Raw genomic sequence first — 20,812 nt, 5'->3', positions numbered from 1 at the left:
GACTCAAAAGTTTCAGCGGACTCAAAAGTCAGCCGGGCCGCGCGGGAGAGGCGGTCCGGCGGACATCGGATGGCGGGCGGATGGCGGACGCGTCAGGCGGCCGGGGCGTCGGCGTAGGCCGCACCCGCCATGTTGTGGAAGAAGCCGTTCTCCAGCGGGACGGCGGTCATGCCGCGCAGCTCCGCCATCACGTCCTGCCCGCTGCGCTCGCCGTCCAGAACGGCGCGGAAGGCCCTGGCGACGGCAACCATGTCGAGGTCCTGCGGCGACAGGCGGAAGCGCCGGATGCCCATCGCCCGCAGCCGGTCGATCTCCGCCGCCAGCGCCAGATAGCCGTGCGACAGCGTCTGCGTGCCGTTGACCGACAGGAAGGGCTGGCCGTCGACGGTGCTGACCGGCATGCCGTCCGGGTCGTTGGCGCAGACGAACTGGCAGCCATCCTTGTGCAGCGCGTGCGCCCGCGCGTGGTAGCAGCGGGCGGAGATGGCGAGCGGCGCGCGCCCGAACACCTGCACCTCCATGGACAGGCCGAGCGCCGCCCCCGTCTTCGCCATCACGGCGACGGCGGCGGCGGGAAGCTCCGCCGGCAGCGACACCGCGACGGCGCCGCGCCCGGCCAGCCAGGCCAGCGTCGCCTCGTTGTAGCTGTTGATGAAGGGGCCGACGGCGTGGCGGCGCCCCTCCAGCAGGGCCAGCGCGCCCATGTCGTTGGCCTCGACCGGCAGCAGGTCGCTCTCCACGAGGTCGCGCATCGCGGCACGCTCCCGGTCGCTGCCCACCAGGATCGGGCTGGCGAGCCAGACCTCCTTCCCGGCGGCGGCCAGACGGGCGATCACCTCGTCCATGACCGGGGCGAGGAAGGGGGCGCGCTTGGAACAGACGATCTCGCCGACGACGACGGCGTCCACCGGCGCCTCGTCGGCGATGCGGGCGTAGAAGTCGCGCCAGCGCTCCGCCGGCCAGTTGAACAGGACGGGGCCAAGGGTCAGGGTGGGTTTCATGAACGCAACTCCTCAGCGCCACGCGCGGGTGTAGGCGCCGGTGGTCTGGGCCCCGCCCTCGACCATGGCCTCCAGGTCGAGCGCCGGCACGGGCAGCCCGCGTTCGAACGCGTCCAGCGCCCGGCGGTAGGCGCCGACCACGGCGGCGATGTAGGCCTTGCCGCGCTGGCGGCCTTCGATCTTCAGGGCGCAGACCTTGGCGGCCTTCAGCTCCGGCAGCAGGGCCAGCGCGTTGAGGCTGGTCGGCTCCTCGAACAGATAGGCCGGATCGGCGGAGGTGCCGCCGCCGGGCACGAAGCGGCCCTTGCACAGAGTCGGGTAGCCCGCCGGCTCCCCGGCGCCGAACACGTTGATGGTGAAGCCGCCGAGGCGGGAGGCCAGCGCGTCGCCGCGCGGCTCGTAGCGGACGTGGCTGGCGGGGGAGCAGACGCCCTGCTTGTTGGGCGACAGCCCGGTCGCGTAGGAGGACAGGGAGCAGCGCCCCTCCGCCATCGGGCAGAGGCCGCCGAAGACGAAGACCTCCGTCTCCACGTCGACCTCGGCGTTCAGCCGGGCGATCTCCGGCACGGTCAGCACGCGGGGCAGCACGACCCGCCGCACGCCGAAGGCGTCGCGGTAGAGCCGGATCGCCTCGGCGTTGGCGGCGGAGGCCTGCACCGACAGGTGGAGCCGCAGGTCGGGATGGTGCTCCGCCGCGTAGGCGAGCAGGCCGAGGTCGGCGAGGATGACCGCGTCCGCCTTCAGCCGCGCGGCGTCGTCCACCGCGCGCTGCCAGGGGGCGAGGTTGCCGGCCTGGGGGTAGGTGTTGATGGCGACGAAGACCTGGACGGACCGCGCGTGGGCGTAGGCGATGGCCTCGGCCAGCTCCGGCCGCGAGAAGTTCAGGCCGGGGAAGTTGCGCGCGTTGGTCTCGTCGCGGAAGCCCAGATAGACGGCGTCGGCGCCCGCGTCCACGGCGGCGCGCAGCGCGGCGGGATTGCCCGCCGGGCAGATCAGTTCGAAGGACCCCATGCCGTCACGCTCCCTGCCGCGGACCGATGAGCCGCCGCTCCAGGACGGCCATGCCCCAGCGCACCGGCGGCGGGGCGAAACGGCGCGCCGCGGCGAGAAGGTCGAGCGCCCGTCCGGCGTTGCGCCGCGCCACGGGCAGGGCGTGCCGCAGCGGACCGGCCGCAGCGGCGACGTCGCCGAACAGGTCCATCTCTTCGCCGTCCAGCGTGTTGCGGAGCGCCAGGATCAGCGCGGTGTCGCCCTCGATGGACAGTTCGCGGCGGAAGAACAGCGCGTCGCCGTCGATGCGCCCTTCCAGCAGGTCGAGAAGCCGCGCGCAGGGGCCGCGCACCGTGGCCTCCGCCTCGGCGGTGCGGTCGCAGACCCGCAGGGCGAGGGTGGGGCCGACGCGGAGCAGCAGGGCGGCGGGCGCATCAACCGGATCGATGAGCAGCCGGGCGTCGGGCAGTTCGCCGAGGGCGGTGAAGGCGCGCGGGTGGCGCGCCTCCAGAATCCGCAGCAGCCGGTCGAACAGCAGGCCGCCGGCGCCGTCGCCGAGCCGTCGTGCGAGCCCCAGCCCGGCCCGCGTCAGTTGGACTTCGACGTCGCGGGCACGGGTGTCCGGGGCCATCTCCTGGGCCTGATCCTGAACCATGAATCCGGGATCGCGCATACGCCTGTCTCCTTCCCTTCGGAATGGTCGTGTGGCGGGCGGAGCCCGCCGGGCTTCGGCAATACAGCCCGGTGGTCATACCATCCTTGATGACGGTCAAGCCCAAGGTCCCGAAACGCCGCCTGGGGCGATCAGCCGCACATCCCGCCGCAGCAGGAGCCGGAGCGCCGGGCGACCAGCCGGTCGTAGGGCAGGTGAAGCTGCCCGGCCGGCGGGATGACCCCCTGCATCAGGTCGAGGACCTGTTCGGCGGTGGTGCCCGGCGGGCAGTCGGTGATCTCGCAGACCAGCCCGCCGTCCGCCACGCCGAGCGGCGTCTCGGCGGCGACCGCGCTGGCCTGCCCGCCGCGCCCGATGAGCACCCGCAGCGAGGTGGCCGGGGCGGTGCCGGAGTCGGGCCGTCCGATGCGCACCCGCCAGCGCTCCGGCCCGCGCTCCAGGTAGGTCCAGCTCACCGCGTCGCCGAACAGCGCCCGGATCTGGAGAGAGAGCGGCCGCGGGTCATGGTCGTTGACCAGCACGAAGCCGCGGCCCGGCGCCAGATCCTGCGTGGCCTGGAGGATCAGTGGATGACGCTGGTGGGGCGGAATGGACTGGACGTCGATGACCGGCTCGGCCGCGTTGGACTGTTCGGCGATCTGCATGGGGGAGGTCCGGAGGGTTGCGATGTGGGGCAAGCCTAAAGGGCCGGTCCGATCAGCTCTTTGTTCCAGGACAAACTGAGACCCTGGTCCCGACTTGAGCGCAGGCGGGTTGCGGCGCGGCGCGCGGGCGGTCATGGTGTGAGGCAACTTTTCCGTGACGGCTTCCCGCAGGGGTGGTCGGGCGCGGCCTTGCCTTCGAGGATGGTCCAATGACGCCGCTTGCCCCCGATCCCGCCGTTCTGCGTGGCCTGCGGCTGTTTTCCGGTCTGGACGCCGCGGCCCTGGCGGAGATCGTCCGGTCCGCCCACACCCGGCGGATCGAGAAGGGAACCACCATCTTTTCCCAGGGCGACCGGGCGGCCCTCTGCCACGCGTTGATCGACGGGCGGGTCAAGATCGTCCAGACCGGGGCCGACGGGCAGCAGCTGGTGGTCCGCTACATCGGCGCTGGAGAGATGTTCGGCACGGCGGCGGTCTTTTCGGGCGGCATCTACCCCGCCGACGCGCTCGCCATGGTCGATTGCGTCGGCGTCCACTGGACCGCCGCCACGATGGGCGAGCTGATGGAGCGCTACCCCCGCATCGCGCTGAACGCCCTGGACGTCGTCGGCCGCCGCCTGCAGGAGGTGCAGACCCGCCTGCGCGAGCTGTCCACCGAGCGGGTGGAGCGGCGCGTCGCCCACGCGCTCCTGCGCCTGGTCCGTCAGGCGGGCCGCCGGGTCGGGAACGGCGTCGAGATCGATTTCCCGCTGTCCCGCCAGGACATCGCGGAGATGACCGGCACCACGCTGCACACGGTGAGCCGCATCCTCAGCGGCTGGGAAGGGCAGGGGATCGTCGAGGGCGGGCGCCAGCAGGTGACGATCCGCCAGCCGCACGCCCTGGTCGCCATCGCCGAGGACCTGCCCAAGCCGGAGGCATAGGCGGGGCGGACCCTTCGTTCCATTTGCGCGGGCGCAAAGAGACGCGCGTTCCGGTGTGCCAGGGTGCCGGGATGATCGCCCCGCCGACACCCTCAGCCACCGCGGCCTTGCCCTCGTCCTCCGACCTTGTCGAGGATGTGCTGGAGCGCTGGCCGCCGACCATCTCCGTCTTCCTCAAGCACCGGATGGCCTGTCCCGGCTGCCCGATGGCGCGTTTCCAGACCATCGCCGAGGTGGCGGACGACTATGGCCTGGACACCGACGCCCTGCTCGACGAGTTCGCCCGGGCCATCGCCGCCGAAGGCTGAGACCGCCGTGCGAGGGAGGCTGCCGCGCAAAAGCCTGCCGCGCGATCAGCCGCGCGCCGCCAACTCCTCGTGGGTGATGCGCTGAAGCCCGCCCCCGGTGCCGACGACATAGACCTCGTCGGCGTTGCGGATGGTCGCCAGACGGTGGGCGATGACCAGGGTGGTCCGCCCCTCCGCCAGCTCCATCAGCGACTTCTGGATTTCCCGCTCGGTCTGGGTGTCGAGCGCGGAGGTCGCCTCGTCGAGGATCAGGATCGGCGGGTTCTTCAGGAACATGCGGGCGATGGTCAGGCGCTGCTTCTGCCCGCCGGACAGCTTCACGCCGCGCTCTCCGATGATGGTGTCGAGCCCCTCCGGCAGCGAGGCGATCAGCCCGTCGAGATGCGCCCGCCGCGCCGCCTCCATGATCTCCGCGTCGCCGGCGCCGAGACGGCCGTAGGCGATGTTCTCGCGGATGGTGCCGCCGAACAGGAACACGTCCTGCTGCACGATGCCGATCTGCCGGCGCAGCGACGCCAGCGTCATGGCGCGGATGTCCTTGCCGTCAATGGTGATGCGCCCGGCCATGACCTCGTAGAAGCGCGGCAGCAGCGAGCAGATCGTCGTCTTGCCCGCACCCGACGGCCCGACGAAGGCGACGGTGGAGCCGGCCTTGATCGTCAGGTCGATGCCCTTCAGCACCGGGCGTGCCGGGTCGTAGCCGAAGGACACGCCCTCGTAGCGGATGTCGCCCTTCAGCGGCGGGGCCGGCACGGCGTCGGGCGCGTCGGCGATGTCCGGCTGGGTGTCGAGCAGCTGGGTGTAGCGGCGGAAGCCGGCAATGCCGCGGGGGTAGGTCTCGATGACCGCGTTGATCTTCTCGATCGGGCGGAAGAAGGTGTTGACCAGCAGCAGGAAGGCGAAGAATCCGCCCTGGGTCAGCTCGCCCACCAGCACGAAATGGGCGCCGGTCAGCATGACCACGATCAGGATCAGCCGCATGCTCATGTAGCTGAGCGTCGTCGAGGCCGCCATGATCTTGTAGGCGGCGAGCTTGGTGCTGCGGTAGCGGGCGTTGTCCTCGGCGAACAGCTTGCGCTCGTGGTCCTCGTTGGTGAAGGCCTGGACCACCCGCATGCCGCCGACATTCTCCTCGATGCGGACGTTGAAGTCGCCGACGCGGGAATAAAGCGACTGCCAGTTCTTCGTCATCCGCCCGCCGTAGCGGCTGGTCACGAAGGCGATCACCGGAACGATGGCCGCGGTGATCAGCGCCAGCGGCAGATGCACGATGGCCATGAGGGTGAAGGCGCCGACGAAGGTCATCACCGCGATCAGCAGGTCCTCGGGGCCGTGGTGCGCCACCTCGCCGATCTCGTCCAGGTCGCGGGTGACCCGCCCGACGAGATGGCCCGTCTTGTTGTTGTCGTAGAAGCTGAAGGAGAGCTTCTGCAGATGGTCGAAGCTCTTGCGGCGCATCTCCGTCTCGATGTTCACGCCGAGCATGTGGCCCCAGTAGGTCACGATGGCCATCAGACCGCCGTTCGCCATGTAGATCGCCAGCAGCGCCACCGTGGCGGCGACGATCAGCGGCCAGTCCTGGGTCGGCAGGAGCTGGTCCACGAAGGCGCGCACGGCCATCGGGAACCCCAGCTCCAGCAGGCCCGACAGGACGGCGCACACGATGTCGAGGACCAGCAGGCCGGTGAAGGGTCGGTAGTAGGAGAGGAAACGGCGGAGCATGGCTCTTCTCATTGCGGAACGGCAGAAGGGTGAACGGCAGAGGGAAAAACGAAACGGGTCACGGTGTCCGGGCGTTGGACCGGCCGAGCAGCCAGACCAGATAGGGGCCGGCGAGCAGCGCCGCGAACAGGCCCAGCGGCAATTGATAGGGGAAGGCGACGGTGCGGGCCAGCCAGTCCGACACCACCATCAGCCCGGCGCCGATGATAACGGCCCCGAACCCCTGGTCGAGCGGGCGGCCCAGCCCGGCCAGCCGGGCGAGGTGCGGCGCGATCAGGCCGATGAAGCTCAGCGGTCCGACGAACAGCGCCGCCGCCGCGGTCAGCAGCCCGGCCAGCAGCACCAGCAGGACGCGGCAGCGCCGCACCGGCACCCCGACGGAGCGCGCCGTCACGTCGCCCAGCGGCAGGATCTCCAGCCACTTGGCGGTCAGCGGCAGGGCGGCCAGCAGAAGAGCCGCCGCCCCGGCGCAGAACCAGGCATCGCCCGGACCGGCCTCGTTGGTCGAACCGCTCAGCCAGCGCAGCAGGGTGAAGGCCTGCGGCGAGCCGGTGGCGATGACCGCGGTCAGGACGGCGCTGCACAGGGCGCTCATCGCGATCCCGGCCAGCAGCAGCCGCTCCGGCCCGAAACCGGCGCGCAGCGACAGGGCCAGCATGGCGGCCAGCGTCAGCACCGCCCCCGCCGCCGACGCGGCGAGCTGCAGGCCGAAGCCGGGGGCAGTGACGAGGAACAGCGCGGCGGTCAGCCCGACGCCCGCCCCGGTGCCGACGCCGAGGATTTCCGGGCTGGCCAGCGGGTTGGCGGTCACCCGCTGCAACAGCATCCCGGCGGCGGCCAGCATCGCCCCCGCAGCCGCCGCGACCACGACGCGCGGGCCGCGCCAGCCCAGCAGCGTGTCGAGCAGCGGGCCGGTGGACAGCGTCCAGCCGCCCGGCCCGTAGCCGACCGTCAGGGCGAGGCCCACGGCAATGGCGCTGAACAAGGCGAACAGGGCGATCAGCCGGTACGGGTGCGGGCTGCGGCGCGACGGCGCGGGACGGCTGTTCAGCGACGGCCATTCGAACATGCGCAGGCGCGGCAGCAGCCAGAGCAGCAGCGGGCCGCCGAGCAGCGCCGTCGCGGCACCGGTCGGCACACGCTCCCCGTCCACCCCGGCCAGGAGTTGCACCAGCCCGTCGGTCAGCCAGAGCAGGAGCGCGCCGATCAGCGGGGCGGCGACCAGCCTCTGGCCCTGGGTCCGCGCGCCGCTGAGATGCGCCAGCGCCGGGGCGGCCAGACCGACGAAGCCGATCACCCCGACCTCCGCCGTCACGCTGGCCGCCAGCCAGACCGCGACCCCGATGACCCCGAAGCGCGTGGCGTTCAGGGCGACGCCGAGGCTGCGGGCGCTGGCGTCGTCCAGCCCGAGGATGGCCAGCGGGCGCATCAGCAGAAAAGCGGCGCCGACGCCGATCAGCAGCCGGACCGCGATGGTCAGCGTCGGCCCCCAGCTCTGCTGGGCCAGCGCCCCGCCGCCCCAGATGAAGATGGAGAAGAGGTATTCGCCGTTGGCGAGGATCAGCGCGGCGCTGCCCATCGTCGCGGTCAGGGCGACCATCATGCCGGCCAGCACGACGGCCACCGGCTCCAGCCCGCGCCGCCACGTCATGGCGAGGATCAGCCCGACCGCCGCCAGCCCGCCGGCCAGCGCCACCCCCTCCCGCGCGCCGTCCATCAGCGCCGGGGCGTAGAGCATCCCCTGCGTCAGGGCGAGCTGGGCGCCCGCCGACACGCCGAGCGTCGAGGGCTCGGCCAGCGGGTTGCGCAGCACGCGCTGGAGCAGCAGCCCCGACAGGCCGAGCGCCGCCCCGGCGACCAGCGCCACCGCGATGCGCGGCAGCACGCTGTGATAGAGAATGACGCCGTCCAGCCACGCCGCGTCCGGCGGCAGGGGCATGGAAGGTGCCACGGCGTGCCCGGCGATCTGCCGGACCGACAGAGCGGCGGCGGCCAGCGCCAGCCCGCTCCACAGCAGGATGCGGTTGACTCCCATGCGCTCAGCCATGGCGGGCGGTCTCCGGCCGCAGCAGGGCGGCGGTGACGAGGCGGGCGAAGCGCAGGGCGGCCGGAAGCCCGCCGAAATGGTTGACCGGCCCGATCACGCTCACCCGCTTCTCCCGCACCATCGGCAGGGCCTGCCACAGGGCGCTGTCGTCCAGCCCGCGCACCACGTCGGAGGGCAGCGGCGGAACGACGACGGCGATGGCGTCCGGCATCCGCGCCAGCACCTCGATCCCCAGCGGTGCCGCGGCGCTGTAGCTGGATTGCGAGGCCCAGGCGTTGCGCAGCCCCAGCCGCTGGAGCACCGCGCCGAACATGCTGTCGTCGCCGAAGGCGCGGACATGGCGGGCGTCGCCGAAGTTGATCGCCAGCACCGGGCGGCGGACGGCGCCGCGCAGGGACTCGCCCAGCCGGGCGATCTCCGCGTCGGCCCCGGCGACGAAGGCGCGGGCCTCCGTCTCACGCCCCAGCGCCCGGCCGAGGGTCAGCGCCGCTTCGGCGGCGAGCGGGTAGGGCGGCACGCCCGGGAGATAGATCGGCAGCGACAGGGTTTCCGCCACCCGCTCCAGGCTGGCCCGCTGCTCCTCGTAATAGTTGGAGGTGAGGATGAGGTCCGGTTCGGCGAGCGTCAGCGCCTCGTAATTCGGCGTGCCGCGCAGGCCGAGGTCGATCACCGGGTCCGGAACCTCCGGCTCGACGACGACCTTGCGGAACTGGATCAGCTCGGTCGCGGCGACCGGCACGATGCCAAGAGCCAGCGCCGTCTCCAGCCCCGCCCAGTCGATGGCGGCGACCCGCCGCCCCGACGCGGCCCGTCCAAGACTGGGCAGCAGCAGCGCTCCGGCGGCGAGGCCCAGCGCGTGGCGGCGGGTGATCGTCGCGCGTCCCGTCACAGCACGCAACCGATCGGCTTGCCGGTCACCGGGTGCGGGACGGTCGTCATGGCGAGGCGGTAGATGGCCCCCAGCGTCTCGCCGGTCATGATGGCGTCCGGCGTGCCCTGGGCGATCAGCGCGCCGTTGCGCATCGCCAGGATCTCGTCGCAGACGCTGGCCGCCATGTTGATGTCATGGAGCACGATGACCGCGCCGATGCCGCGCGCCCGGCTCAGCCGGCGCACCAGCCCCAGCAGTTCGACCTGGCTGGCGATGTCCAGCGCCGAGGTCGGCTCGTCGAGCAGCAGGCCGCGCGTGTCCTGCGCCAGCATCATGGCCAGCCAGACGCGCTGCCGCTCGCCCCCCGACAGGCTGTCCACCAGCCGGTCGGTGAAGGCGTCGAGGTGGGTTTCGGCGATGGCCTCCGCCACCTTGGCGGCGTCCTCCGCCCCGAAGCGGCCGAGCGCGCCGTGCCAGGGAAAGCGGCCGAGCGCCACCAGTTCGCGCACCGTCATGCCTTCGGCGGGCGGGGTGAATTGCGGCATGTAGGCGACGGTGCGCGCGAAGTCGCGGTCGCCGATCCGCGTAAGGTCCGCCCCCAGGCAGCGGATGGTTCCGCCGCCCGGCGGCTGCTGGCGGGCCAGCAGGCGGATCAGCGTGCTCTTGCCCGATCCGTTGGGGCCGACCAGCCCATAGATCCGCCCCTGCTCCAGCCGCAGCGACAATCCCGACAGGATCGCCCGCCCGGCAACGGAGAAGCTCACGCCGTCAAGGTCGTAGAGAGGCTGGGTCTGGTCTGGGCTGGTCATCACTCTTCGCCTTTACGTCCCTCTCCCCGGAGGGGAGAGGGGGTTCACATCACCACGTCATATTGACGGTCAGCAGAGCGGTCCGCCCCTCGGCGTAGCCGCAGGAGAACTGGGTCTGGCAGCTCGCCACATACTCCTTGTCGAACAGGTTGGTGACGGCGAGGTTCACGCCCCAGGCGGCGGGCTTGTAGCCGATCCGCGCGTCGAAGACGGTGGCGGCGGGGACCTTCAGCGTGTTCTCGTTGTCGGCCCAGGACGAGCCGACGTAGCGCACGCCGCCGCCCACCGACACGCCGTCCAGCGCGCTCTCCCGGAAGGTGTAGTCGAGGAAGGCCGAGCCCTGGACCTGCGGCACGATGTAGGGGGTCTTGCCGATCAGCGCCGGGTTGGCGTCCTTCTTGATGTCGAGGTCGAGCGCGGTGAAGGAGGCGACCGCCTTCAGGTTCGGCGTGATGTTGGCCTTGGCCTCAAGCTCGATGCCGCGCGAATTGACCTCGCCCAGCTGGGTCTCGGCGTTGAAGGGGCCGGTCACCACGTTGGTGCGCGTCAGGTCGAACAGGGCCGCGGTGAAGATGGCGTCCATCCAGGCCGGACGGTACTTGACGCCGACCTCGTACTGCTGGCCGGTCTCCGGCTTGAACACGCCGGCCGCCGCCGACGATCCCAGCACCGGGTTGAAGAAGGTGGAGGCGCTGACATAGGGCGTCACGCCGTTGGCGAACTCGTAGGCCAGACCGGCGCGCCCGCTGAACTTCCCGTCCTTGCCGTCGTAGGCGGGCGTGCCGTCGGCGTCGGTCGAGGCGATGTCGTAGCGCCCGTTCAGCGTCACCAGGAAGCCCTGGCCGAAGCGCATCTGGTCCTGCAGATAGACGCCGAGCTGACCCATCGTCAGCTCCTGGTCGATGTAGGAGAAGCGCTGGCCCTGCGCGGCGCCGTAGACGGGGTTGGTGGCGCTGATCGGCGTGGCCGAGCCGGACGCCTGCACCTGATCCATCTTGAAATACTTGTAATCGACGCCGACCAGCGCCGTGTGGGCGACTGGGCCGGTCTGCCACCTGGATTCGAGCTGGTTGTCGATCAGGAAGGTGTTGACCTTGGTCGTGTGCTCGAAATTGATGCGCGACAGCAGGTTGTTCGGGTCGGTCGGCACCGCCGAGAAAGCGTTGTAGCCGTAGGGATAGACTGAGACCTCGTGGACCCGGCTGTAGCCGTAGCGGGCGTTCTGGCGGAAGGTCAGGTCGTTGTCGAAGCGGTGTTCGAACTCGTAGCCGACGGAGGCCTGACGGCGCCGGTAGGTGTCGATGTCCGGCTCGGTGAAGTTGGCCTTGCGGTCGATGCGCCCGAAGGGGGCCGGCTTCACCGTGCCGACATAGGGCAGGAAGGCGCCGCCGTTGTGCGTCTCGTCGATGTCGGTGTAGTTGGTCAGCACCGTCAGCGTGTTGCGGTCGTTCGGCGACCATTTGAAGCTCGGCGAGATGGTGCCGCGGAAGCCGTCCGCGAAGTCGGTGTAGCTGTCGCCGCCGGCGATCCGTCCGGTCAGCCGGTAGCTCAGCGTCGGGTCGATGGCGCCGCCGACGTCCAGCCCGAGATGGGCGGTGCCGTGCTGGTTGATCCCCGCCTCGACCGAGCGCACCGGCGTGTCGCCGGGCCGCTTGGTGACGTAATTCACCAGACCGCCGGGGTTGCTGCCGCCGTAGAGGACGGAGGAGGCGCCGCGCAGCACCTCGATCCGCTCCAGCGTGTAGCTGTCCACGAACTGGCCGCCGAAGCCGTAGCTGTAGAGCTGGAGCCCGTCCTGGTAGATGCCGGTCTGCGTCGCCTGGAAGCCGCGGATGAAGATCCAGTTGGTGTCGCTGTCCGGGCCGAAGGGCTGGCTGAAGATGCCGGGGGTGTAGCGCAGCGCCTCGTCCACCTTCTGCGCGCCGCGGTCGTCCATCTCCTCGCGCCCGATCACCGAGACGGACTGCGGAACCGCCTCCAGCGGAATGTCGGTCTTGGACCCCGTGGCCGAGCGGCCGGGCACATAGCCGCGGACCGGGCTGGTCGCGGTGTCGGCGCTCCGGCTGCCCTCCACCGTGACGGGCGCCAGGACCGCCGGGGCGGTCGCGTCCTGCGCCTGGGCGAGCGCCGGCATCAGCAGGGCGGCGAGCGCCGTGCCGTTCAAGAGGAAGCGGGTCAGTCGCTTGTTCGAAATATCACTCATCGCAATCGGCCTCGGACTGTATGCGGCATCCGCGAAACGCCTTCGGACCGGCGGGTCCCAAAGAGCCTGCGTTGTTGCGAATGATTAGCATGTGCATGAAAGGGCGCGATTGAACGGTCTTTGGATGGGTTGGACGATCTTCCGGCATTCGTCGGTCCCAGGGTGCGTCGGGCGATGCCCCGGCTCAGCCGGTCTGGCTGCGCAGCCACGCGGCGGGCGTGGTGCCGACGATCTGGCGGAAGACGCGCGTCAGGTGCGCCTGATCGGAAAAGCCCGCCATCACCGCGGCCGCGGCCAGAGTCGTGTCCGATCCGGTCAGCAGGCTCTTGGCCCGCTCCACGCGGACCCGCATCTGCCACTTGTGGGGCGGCAGACCGGTCGAGGCCTTGAAGGCGGTGCAGAAATGGGTGGTGGACAGGCCGGTCAGCTCGGCCAGCTCCTGCAGGCGGATGGGTCGGCCGCAATGCTCCTCGATGTAGTCGGTGACCCGCTTCAGCTGGCGCGGCGGCAGTTGCCCCCTCTTGCGCTCGGCGAGGGGTTCCGCCTGCGCGAGGCCGACGAACAGCGCGGCCATCAGGCTCTCGCCGTAGAGGTCGTGCAGGTTCGCCGACGTCCGGCATTCCGCCGCGATCAGGCGGGCCAGAGCGAACAGGCGGTCATCCGCGAAGTTCAGCCGCGGCCGGTCCATGCCCCGGACGTCCGGCCCGTCCATGAAGCGGCTTCCCAGAACGGACATGTCGAAATGGAGGTCGAGATGGGTGAGCCGGCGGACGTTCACCGTGCGCGACCACACCCGCAGCCCGGCGGGCACATAGCTCAGCGGCTCGCGCCGGCTGAGCCGGCCGGCCTCGCCGCGGCCGGGCGAGGCCGTGACGTGCAGCCCGCCATCCCCCACCTGATCGAGGACGACGACCAGCCGCGGGGCCTCGGACACATACTCGCCCTGGCCGTTCTGGTCGCAGGCGACGTTCCAGATGTCGGCGATCATCCCGTTCCAGGCGCGCCACTGAAGGTCACCGAGGATGGTGATCCCTTCCGTGCTGCTTTGCATTCTGGGATGGAACGGCATGGATCGGCCTCCCAGCCACCGGATTGAACAGACCTTCGGAATTCTCCCCCGAGCCGCCAGACCTATAGGGCAATAAGCAATTGCGAACAAGTCGCATTCTTACTTGTCGTCCGACCCCGCTCAGCGGTTGGCCGTCTTGCCGGCGAGGGCGGCGCGGTCGATGACGTCGTACAGCTCCAGATCCTCGCGGGCGATGCGGTGCTTCAGGGCGGTCACCACTTCGCGCGTCTCGCGGACGAAGGTTTCCGGGTCCTTGGACACGGCCAGCGGGCCGGGCCAGCTCGCCCGGTAGCGGTCGAAGCGCGCCCGCAGGCTGCCCATTTCGGCCTGGAAGCGCGCCGCCGTGGCCCGCAGCGCCGGGGTGGGGTGGGCCAGCAGGCGCGGATAGAGCGCGCTGTCCTCCAGCGACAGGTGGACGGTGAACACGCCGAACAGGTCGCGGACCGCCGTGGCGAGGGCGGCGGCGTTCGCCGCCGGGGACGGCGCCGCCAGCAGGAAATCGATCCGGCCGACGAGCTGACCGACGGTGGCGTGGTGATGGCGGTACAGGGTGGTGCTGATGGCTGCACTGGACATGATGGAGTCTCCAACCGGGGCCGCCAGCGGATGGGCGGTGCTTGAAGACGAGAGTGCCGGCTGGACCTTCGCCGATCGTTGCGCCAGAGCAAGCAGGGGGAGGGTCGGCGGAGAAACGGCGCGGCGGGGAGCGGGGCTTTCGGCCCCGGCTCCCCGCCACGTCTAAGGCGACGGTTCCCTCAGGGACGCTCAGTCGTCCCCATGCCCGTGGGCGAGGGCCGGACCGGACGGCGCCACCGCCGCCGGCTTGCCGGCCCCGACCATCGTGCGCAGCAGGACGTAGAAGACCGGCGTCAGCATCAGGCCGAACAGGGTGACGCCGATCATCCCGGCGAACACCGCCACGCCCATCGCGTGGCGCATCTCGGCGCCGGCGCCGGTCGAGGTGACCAGCGGCACCACGCCCATGATGAAGGCGATGGAGGTCATCAGGATGGGCCGCAGCCGCAGCCGGCTGGCTTCGATGGCGGCCTGCACCACGCTGCGCCCCTGATGCTCCAGCTCGCGGGCGAACTCGACGATCAGGATGGCGTTCTTCGCCGACAGGCCGACCAGCACCATGAAGCCGATCTGGGTGAAGATGTTGTTGTCGCCCCCCGTCAGCCACACCCCGGCCAGCGCCGACATCAGGCTCATCGGCACGATCAGCAGGATGGCGAGCGGCAGCGTCAGGCTCTCGTACTGGGCGGCCAGCACTAGGAAGACGAGCAGGATGCTGATGGGGAAGATCCACAGCGCCGCGTTGCCGGCCAGGATCTCCTGATAGGTCAGGTCGGTCCATTCGAACCGCACGCCGCGCGGCAGGGTCTCATGGGCGATGCGCTCCGCCGCCGCCTGCGCCTGACCGGAGGAATAGCCGGGAGCCGGGCCGCCGTTGATGTCGGCGGCGGTGTAGCCGTTGTAGCGCACGACCATCTCCGGCCCGTAGCTCTGCTTGACGGTGACCAGCGAGGAGAGCGGCACCATGTCGCCCTGGGCGTTGCGCGTCTTCAGCAGGCCGATGTCGGCGGATTCGGCGCGGAAGGGCGCGTCGGCCTGGACGCGGACCTGGTAGACGCGGCCGAAGCTGTTGAAGTCGTTCACATAGAGCGAGCCCAGATAGATCTGCATGGTGTCGAACACCTCGCCGATGGGCACGCCCTGCTGCTTGGCCTTCACGCGGTCGAGATCGACGTCGAGCTGCGGCACGTTGATCTGGTAGCTGGAGAAGGCCGGCCCCAGCTCCGGCGTTTCCATGGCCTTCTTGAGGAAGGACCCGACCGCCGCGTTCAGCGCCTCGTAGCCCAGCGCGCCGCGGTCCTCGATCTGCAACTTGAAGCCGCCCAGCGTGCCGAGGCCCATCACCGGGGGCGGCGGGAAGATGGCGACGAAGGCCTCCTTCAGCCCGGCGTAGCGCTTCTGCAGATCACCGGCGATGGCGGCGGCCGACAGCGAGGGGTCCTTGCGCTCGGCGAAGGGCTTCAGCGTGACGAAGACGATGCCGGCGCTGGAGCTGTTGGTGAAGCCGTTGACCGACAGGCCGGGGAAGGCGACGGCGCTCTGCACGCCGGGGCGGGCCAGGGCGATGTCGGTCATCTCGCGGATCACCGCCTCCGTCCGGTCGAGCGAGGCGCCGTTGGGAAGCTGGGCGAAGCTGATGAGGTATTCCTTGTCCTGCGCCGGGACGAAGCCCATCGGCACGGTGCGGCCGAGCAGCACGGTGACGCCGAGCAGCCCGACATAGACCAGCATCATCAGCCCTTTGTGCCGCACCACCCCGCCGACGCCGCGGCCGTAGCCGGTCGAGGCGCGGTGGAAGACCCGGTTGAACAGCCGGAAGAAGCCGCCGAAGACCTTGTTCATCGCGCGGGTCAGCCAGTCCTGCGGCTGGTCGTGGCCGCGCAGCAGCACGGCCGCCAGGGCCGGCGACAGGGTCAGCGAGTTGAAGGCGGAGATGACGGTGGAGATCGCGATGGTCATCGCGAACTGCTTGTAGAACTCGCCGGTCAGGCCGCTCATGGCCGCCAGCGGGACGAAGACGGCGACCAGCGTCAGCGCGATGGCGATGATCGGGCCGCTGACCTCCTGCATGGCGCGGTAGGTCGCTTCCTTGGCCGACAGGCCGTTCTCGATGTTGCGCTCGACGTTCTCCACCACGACGATGGCGTCGTCCACGACGATGCCGATGGCCAGCACCATGCCGAACAGCGACAGCGCGTTGATCGAATAGCCCAAGCCCAGCATCAGCGAGAAGGTGCCGACGATGGACACCGGAACCGCCAGCAGCGGGATGATCGAGGCGCGCCAGGTCTGGAGGAAGACGATGACCACCAGCACGACCAGGGCGACGGCTTCCAGCAGCGTGTGGATCACCGCGTCGATGCTGGAGCGGACGAACTGCGTCGGGTCGTAGACGATGCTGTAATCGACGCCGTCCGGCATGTCGGCCTTGAGATCGGCCATGGTCGCCCGGATGGCGTCGGAGATGGCCAGCGCGTTGGCGCCCGGCGACTGGTTGATGCCCAGCGCCACCGCCGGCTTGTTGTCGAGCAGCGAACGCAGGCCGTACTGCGCCGCCGCCAGCTCGACGCGGGCGACGTCGCGCAGCAGGGTGACGCCGCCCTGTTCACCGGTCTTCAGGATGATCGCGCCGAACTCCTCCGGCGTCGTCAGGCGGCCTTGCGCGTTGATCGAGAGCTGCAGGGGCGTGTCGGGCAGGGAGGGGGAGGCGCCGATGACGCCCGCCGCGACCTGGACATTCTGCTCGCGGATCGCCGCCACCACGTCGGACGCGGTCAGGCCGCGCTGCGCGACCTTGTTGGGGTCGAGCCAGACGCGCATGGAATAGTCGCCGGCGCCCCACACCTGCACCTCGCCGACGCCGGAGATCCGGCTCAGCCGGTCCTTGACGTTCAGGATGGCGTAGTTGCGCAGGTAGGTCATGTCGTAGCGGTCGTTGGGCGACAGCAGATGCACGACCATGGTCAGGGTGGGCGAGCTTTTGACCGTCGTCACGCCCAGCCGCTGCACGTCGGACGGCAGGCGCGGCAACGCCTGCGCCACCCGGTTCTGCACGAGCTGCTGCGCCTTGTCCGGGTCGGTGCCCAGCCGGAAGGTCACGGTCAGCGCCATGTTGCCGTCGCTGTTGGCCTGCGACTGCATGTACAGCATGTTTTCGACGCCGTTGATCTGCTCCTCCAGCGGGGAGGCGACCGTTTCGGCGATGACCTTGGGGTTGGCGCCCGGAAACTGGGCGCGGACGACGACGGACGGCGGAACGACTTCCGGGTATTCGGAGATGGGCAGCTGGAACAGCGAGATCGCTCCCGCCAGGAACAGCGCCACCGACAGCACGCCCGCGAAGATCGGGCGGTCGATGAAGAATTTGGAGATGTTCATGATGGCCTTCCCAGCGGGCGGCATGGAGTTTGGCATGGGGTTTGGACGCAAGGCCCCCTCCCTCCCCCCGTTGCGTGGGAGAGGGTTGGGGAGGGGGCGGGGCTGTTACTGGTTCGCGGCGGTCTCGATGGCGTCCGCCGGCTTGCCCATCGCCACGGTCTTCGGGCTGATGCGGGCGCCCGGCCGGGCGTGCTGGATCCCGTTGACGACGATGCGCTCCCCGGCGGCGAGGCCGCTCTTGACCACGCGCAAGCCGTTCTGCGCAGCACCCGGGATGATCTCGCGGTACTGCACGGTGTCGTCGCCGCCGACCACCAGGACGAACTTCTTGTCCTGGTCGGTGTTGATGGCGCGGTCCTCGACCATCAGCGCGTCGTGCGGGGTGCTGCCGCCGACCTTGACGCGGGCGTAGAGGCCGGGGACCAGCATCCCGTCGGGATTGTCGAACTTGGCGCGCACGCGGATGGTGCCGGACACGGCATCGAGCCGGTTGTCCACATGCTCCACCGTGCCGCCGCGCGAATAGCCGTTCTCGTTGGCGAGGCCGAGCTGGACCGGCACGTCGGCGGCGTCCTTCACGCTGGCGATGTGGCGCAGGTAGGTCTGCTCGTCGACGTCGAAGGAGGCGTAGATCGGCGAGACCGAGACCAGCGTCGTCAGCGGGGCGGCGGAGGCGCCGGAGGCCACGACATTGCCGACCGTCGCCTCGGCGCGCGAGACGCGGCCGGAGATCGGGGCGGTCACCTGGGTGTGCTCCAGGTCGATGCGGGCGAGGTCGAGCGCCGCCTGCGCCGCCTTCAGGTTGGCGACGGCCTCGCGGGCGGCGTTCTCCTTCTCGTCGAGCGTCTGGCGCGAGACGGTGTTGTTCTGCACCAGCCGCTGGGCGCGGTCGAGGTCGGCGGCGGTGAAGCGCACCGAGGCCTGCGCGGCGGCGACCTGGGCCTCGGCGCGGGCGACCTCGGCGACGTGGGGGCGCGGGTCGATGGTGAAGAGGGGATCGCCCTTCTTCACCAGGGCGCCGTTGCGGAAATGGACGGCGGTGATGGCGCCGGACACCTGCGGGCGCACCTCCACCCGGTCCACCGCCTCCAGGCGGCCCGAATAGGACTGCCAGTCGGTGATCTTGCGGGCGACGACCGGCGCCACGTCCACCTCGGGCGGCGGTGGGGCGGCGGCCGCCGCCGCGGGGGCGTCGGCGTGGCCCTGGGTGGTGACGACGCCGGCCACGCCGGCGGTGGCGGCGCCGACGGCGAGAAGGAGGGCGAGCTTCGAAGGAGACAACGACATGGGACCACTCTCCTGGGGAGGATCAGACAAGGGCGCCGTGGCCGTCCACGGGGGACAGGCGGCGGCGGAAGAAGTCGGCGACCGCCAGCAGCGCCGGGCGGTGGCCGGGCAGGGCGGCGTGCGAAATGGCGGGGAAGCGGGTGACCTCGGTGGGCACGCCGGCTCCGATCAGGTTGGCGGCGTACTGCTCCGCCTCGATGCGCAGGACGTCCTTCTGCGCGGTGACGATCAGCGTCGGCGGCAGCCCGGCCAGCCGGCGGGAATCCAATGGTGCGGCGTAGGGGTGCACACGCTGCGCGGCGTCGGGCAGATAGGCGCGGTAGCAGCGGGCGTAGGCGGTCGCCGGAACGTCGCACTGCATCGCCTGGGCGTCGCCGGCGCGGGTCAGGCTGGGATCCAGCATCGGGCCGAGCAGGGCCTGCGCGCGGATGTCCACCTCGCCCTGGTCGCGGGCCAGGAAGGTCAGCGAGGCGGCGACATGGCCGCCCGCGTCGTGCCCGGCGACGCCCAGCCCGCCCTTGGCGATGTTCAGGTCGCGCGCCTCGGCGAGGGTCCACAGCGCCGCCTGGTGGGCGTCGTGGGCCGCGGTGGGGAAGCAGTGGGCCGGGGCCAGCGAATAGCCGACCGAGACGACCAGCGCCGGCACGCTCTCCGCGATGGCGGCGGCGGCGGTTTCCGCCTCCTCCAGCGAGCCGGAGGTGAAGCCACCGCCATGCAGGTACAGCAGCGCCGGAACGGTCAGCCCGATCAGCGGCCGGTAGAGCCGCAGCCGGATGTCCTGGACGTGGCCGGCGATGGTCCGGTCATCGACCGAGAGCCGGCACGGCTCTGTTCCGGTCTTGCGTGTTTTCGACGGTTCCGACGAGCGGCCCATGATCCGACGGTGCCCCAGCACCCCTCCCGCATTGCAACAGGAGGGAGTGTGGGCGTTTGGCCGGTCGGAATAAATACGCGGTCAACGGCAACACAATTCGGATCGGATGAACAATCCGGCTCACATCACGCCCAACTCACATCACGCCCAACTCACATCACACAGAGGCAGACGTCCTCCGATTCCGCGGTGGCCGGCGCCGGCACGGGCTTCTCCCGCTCCGGGCACTCGTAGCCGTCGATCTCCTCGCCCTGCATCAGCGGGCACCCTTCGAACAGCTCGGCGACCCAATCGACGAAGGCGCGGACCTTGGGCGACAGGTGGCGGTTGTGCGGGTAGAGCGCGGAGATCGGCATCAGCTCCGGGCGCCAGTCCTTGAGGATTTCCACCAGGGCGCCGCTGCGCAGGTGGGGCAGCGCCATGAAGCGGGCGATCTGCCCGATGCCCAGCCCCTCCAGCGCGCAGGTGACGTAGGCGTCGGCGTCGTTGACCGAGACCGGGCCGTTCAGCTTCACCTCGTGGGTGACGCCGTCGCGCTCGAAGCTCATCTCGTGCATCTTGCCGGTGCGGGTGAAGTAGTTGACGGCGACGTGCCCTTCCAGCTCCTCGATGGTCCGGGGCGTGCCGTGCCGGGCGAGATAGGCCGGGCTGGCGACGGTGACCGGGCGGAAGGCGCCGACCCGGCGGGCGATCAGGCTGGAATCCACCAGATCGCCGACGCGCAGCACGCAGTCCACCCCCTCCTGGATCAGGTCGATGGGGCGGTCGCTCATCCCGATCATGATCTCGATGTCGGGGTAGCGGGCGTGGAACTCGTGGATGGTCGGGATGATGATGAGCCGCCCGACCGAGCCCGGCATGTCCACCCGCAGCCGCCCGCGCGGCGTCTTGCGGGCGCTGGTGAAGGAGGTTTCGATCTCCTCCAGGTCGGAGAGGATGCGGGTGGCGCCCTCCAGATAGGCGGCGCCGTCGAGCGTCAGGCTCAGCTTGCGGGTCGTCCGCTGGAGCAGGCGGACGCCGAGCGCCGCCTCCAGATTCTGGATGGTCGTCGTCACCGAGGCTCGCGGCAGGCCCAGCGTGTCGGCGGCCTTGGTGAAGCTGTTGACCTCGACGACGCGGACGAAGACGCGCATCGCGTGCAGTTTGTCCATGGTCGGTCCATCGACGCAGTGGGGATGGCCCGGCCCGTGTTTGGATAGACCCAAACGGAGCGGGCCGGGCTGCGCCTATCTAAGCACAGCCCGGCCCGAAGTCGATGGGGCTTTGGTGGGGCGGGACGGCAATCGCTTTGGTTGTTCCCTCTCCCCCCTGGGGAGAGGGGTAGGGTGAGGGGGGTGCGCTTTTGCCGGACGTACCGCTACGCGCATCCCCCTCACCGGCCCTTCGGGCCACCCTCTCCCCGGAGGGGAGAGGGCTACTGCGCCAACGTCGAAGCCT

The 20,812-nt window shown here is 70.5% G+C and carries 17 protein-coding genes; 2 read left to right on the top strand and 15 right to left on the bottom strand.

Going from position 1 to position 20,812, the window contains the following annotated elements:
* Positions 1–92: 92 nt before the first annotated feature.
* The 4 genes from TSH58p_RS30470 to TSH58p_RS30455 form a co-directional block, all read right to left on the bottom strand.
* Positions 93–1,001 carry a U32 family peptidase gene (locus TSH58p_RS30470; RefSeq protein WP_109067900.1) on the bottom strand — a complete coding sequence of 303 codons (909 nt, stop codon included), beginning with the start codon at positions 999–1,001 and terminating at the stop codon, positions 93–95.
* A gap of 12 nt (positions 1,002–1,013) precedes the next feature.
* On the bottom strand, positions 1,014–2,012 hold the full coding sequence (locus tag TSH58p_RS30465; protein WP_109067899.1) for a peptidase U32 family protein: 999 nt from the start codon (positions 2,010–2,012) through the stop codon (positions 1,014–1,016).
* Between the two features lie 4 nt (positions 2,013–2,016).
* Positions 2,017–2,664, bottom strand: coding sequence for an SCP2 domain-containing protein (locus TSH58p_RS30460; RefSeq protein ID WP_109067898.1), 648 nt, complete (start codon positions 2,662–2,664; stop codon positions 2,017–2,019).
* A 131-nt stretch (positions 2,665–2,795) separates the two neighbouring features.
* The gene (locus TSH58p_RS30455) at positions 2,796–3,308 is read right to left on the bottom strand and encodes a DUF2249 domain-containing protein (RefSeq protein ID WP_109067897.1); all 513 of its coding nucleotides are present in this window, start codon (positions 3,306–3,308) and stop codon (positions 2,796–2,798) included.
* A 209-nt stretch (positions 3,309–3,517) separates the two neighbouring features.
* Between TSH58p_RS30455 and TSH58p_RS30450 the strand changes: the two genes are divergently transcribed.
* On the top strand, positions 3,518–4,231 hold the full coding sequence (locus TSH58p_RS30450) for a Crp/Fnr family transcriptional regulator (RefSeq protein ID WP_109067896.1): 714 nt from the start codon (positions 3,518–3,520) through the stop codon (positions 4,229–4,231).
* Positions 4,232–4,302: 71 nt separating this feature from the next.
* Positions 4,303–4,539: a DUF1858 domain-containing protein gene (locus tag TSH58p_RS30445; RefSeq protein WP_109067895.1), complete on the top strand. Its 237-nt coding sequence runs from the start codon at positions 4,303–4,305 to the stop codon at positions 4,537–4,539.
* 45 nt (positions 4,540–4,584) lie between these two features.
* Here TSH58p_RS30445 and TSH58p_RS30440 read toward each other — a convergent pair whose 3' ends face one another.
* The 11 genes from TSH58p_RS30440 to TSH58p_RS30390 all read right to left on the bottom strand — a co-directional run bounded on the left by TSH58p_RS30440 (position 4,585) and on the right by TSH58p_RS30390 (position 20,526).
* Positions 4,585–6,261: an ABC transporter ATP-binding protein gene (locus TSH58p_RS30440; RefSeq protein WP_109067894.1), complete on the bottom strand. Its 1,677-nt coding sequence runs from the start codon at positions 6,259–6,261 to the stop codon at positions 4,585–4,587.
* A gap of 58 nt (positions 6,262–6,319) precedes the next feature.
* Positions 6,320–8,308, bottom strand: a complete 1,989-nt coding sequence (gene fhuB / locus TSH58p_RS30435; protein WP_247873807.1) for a Fe(3+)-hydroxamate ABC transporter permease FhuB — start codon at positions 8,306–8,308, stop codon at positions 6,320–6,322.
* Entirely contained in the window at positions 8,301–9,197 is an 897-nt protein-coding gene (locus TSH58p_RS30430) for an iron-siderophore ABC transporter substrate-binding protein (RefSeq protein ID WP_109067893.1), read from the bottom strand. The genes fhuB and TSH58p_RS30430 overlap by 8 nt, the downstream gene beginning before the upstream one ends.
* Positions 9,194–9,988: an ABC transporter ATP-binding protein gene (locus TSH58p_RS30425; RefSeq protein ID WP_109067892.1), complete on the bottom strand. Its 795-nt coding sequence runs from the start codon at positions 9,986–9,988 to the stop codon at positions 9,194–9,196. The genes TSH58p_RS30430 and TSH58p_RS30425 overlap by 4 nt, the downstream gene beginning before the upstream one ends.
* Before the next feature lie 49 nt (positions 9,989–10,037).
* The gene (locus tag TSH58p_RS30420) at positions 10,038–12,191 is read right to left on the bottom strand and encodes a TonB-dependent siderophore receptor (RefSeq protein ID WP_109067891.1); all 2,154 of its coding nucleotides are present in this window, start codon (positions 12,189–12,191) and stop codon (positions 10,038–10,040) included.
* A gap of 184 nt (positions 12,192–12,375) precedes the next feature.
* Complete coding sequence (locus tag TSH58p_RS30415) at positions 12,376–13,260, bottom strand: helix-turn-helix domain-containing protein (protein ID WP_109067890.1); 885 nt, start codon at positions 13,258–13,260, stop codon at positions 12,376–12,378.
* 120 nt (positions 13,261–13,380) lie between these two features.
* The gene (locus TSH58p_RS30410) at positions 13,381–13,836 is read right to left on the bottom strand and encodes a hemerythrin domain-containing protein (protein ID WP_109067889.1); all 456 of its coding nucleotides are present in this window, start codon (positions 13,834–13,836) and stop codon (positions 13,381–13,383) included.
* Positions 13,837–14,025: 189 nt separating this feature from the next.
* Positions 14,026–17,214, bottom strand: coding sequence for an efflux RND transporter permease subunit (locus TSH58p_RS30405; RefSeq protein ID WP_109067888.1), 3,189 nt, complete (start codon positions 17,212–17,214; stop codon positions 14,026–14,028).
* 105 nt (positions 17,215–17,319) lie between these two features.
* A complete protein-coding gene (locus tag TSH58p_RS30400) occupies positions 17,320–18,501 on the bottom strand; it encodes an efflux RND transporter periplasmic adaptor subunit (protein ID WP_109067887.1) in 1,182 nt (393 codons plus the stop codon).
* A 22-nt stretch (positions 18,502–18,523) separates the two neighbouring features.
* Complete coding sequence (locus TSH58p_RS30395) at positions 18,524–19,375, bottom strand: alpha/beta hydrolase (RefSeq protein WP_109067886.1); 852 nt, start codon at positions 19,373–19,375, stop codon at positions 18,524–18,526.
* Positions 19,376–19,527: 152 nt separating this feature from the next.
* A complete protein-coding gene (locus TSH58p_RS30390) occupies positions 19,528–20,526 on the bottom strand; it encodes a LysR family transcriptional regulator (protein ID WP_109067885.1) in 999 nt (332 codons plus the stop codon).
* Positions 20,527–20,812 lie beyond the last annotated feature (286 nt).

Origin of the sequence: Azospirillum sp. TSH58 (genome assembly GCF_003119115.1) — a bacterium.
In the GTDB taxonomy this organism is placed as follows: domain Bacteria; phylum Pseudomonadota; class Alphaproteobacteria; order Azospirillales; family Azospirillaceae; genus Azospirillum.
Note: the sequence above shows the minus strand (reverse complement) of the source record. Positions and strands in the feature narration are given on the sequence as shown.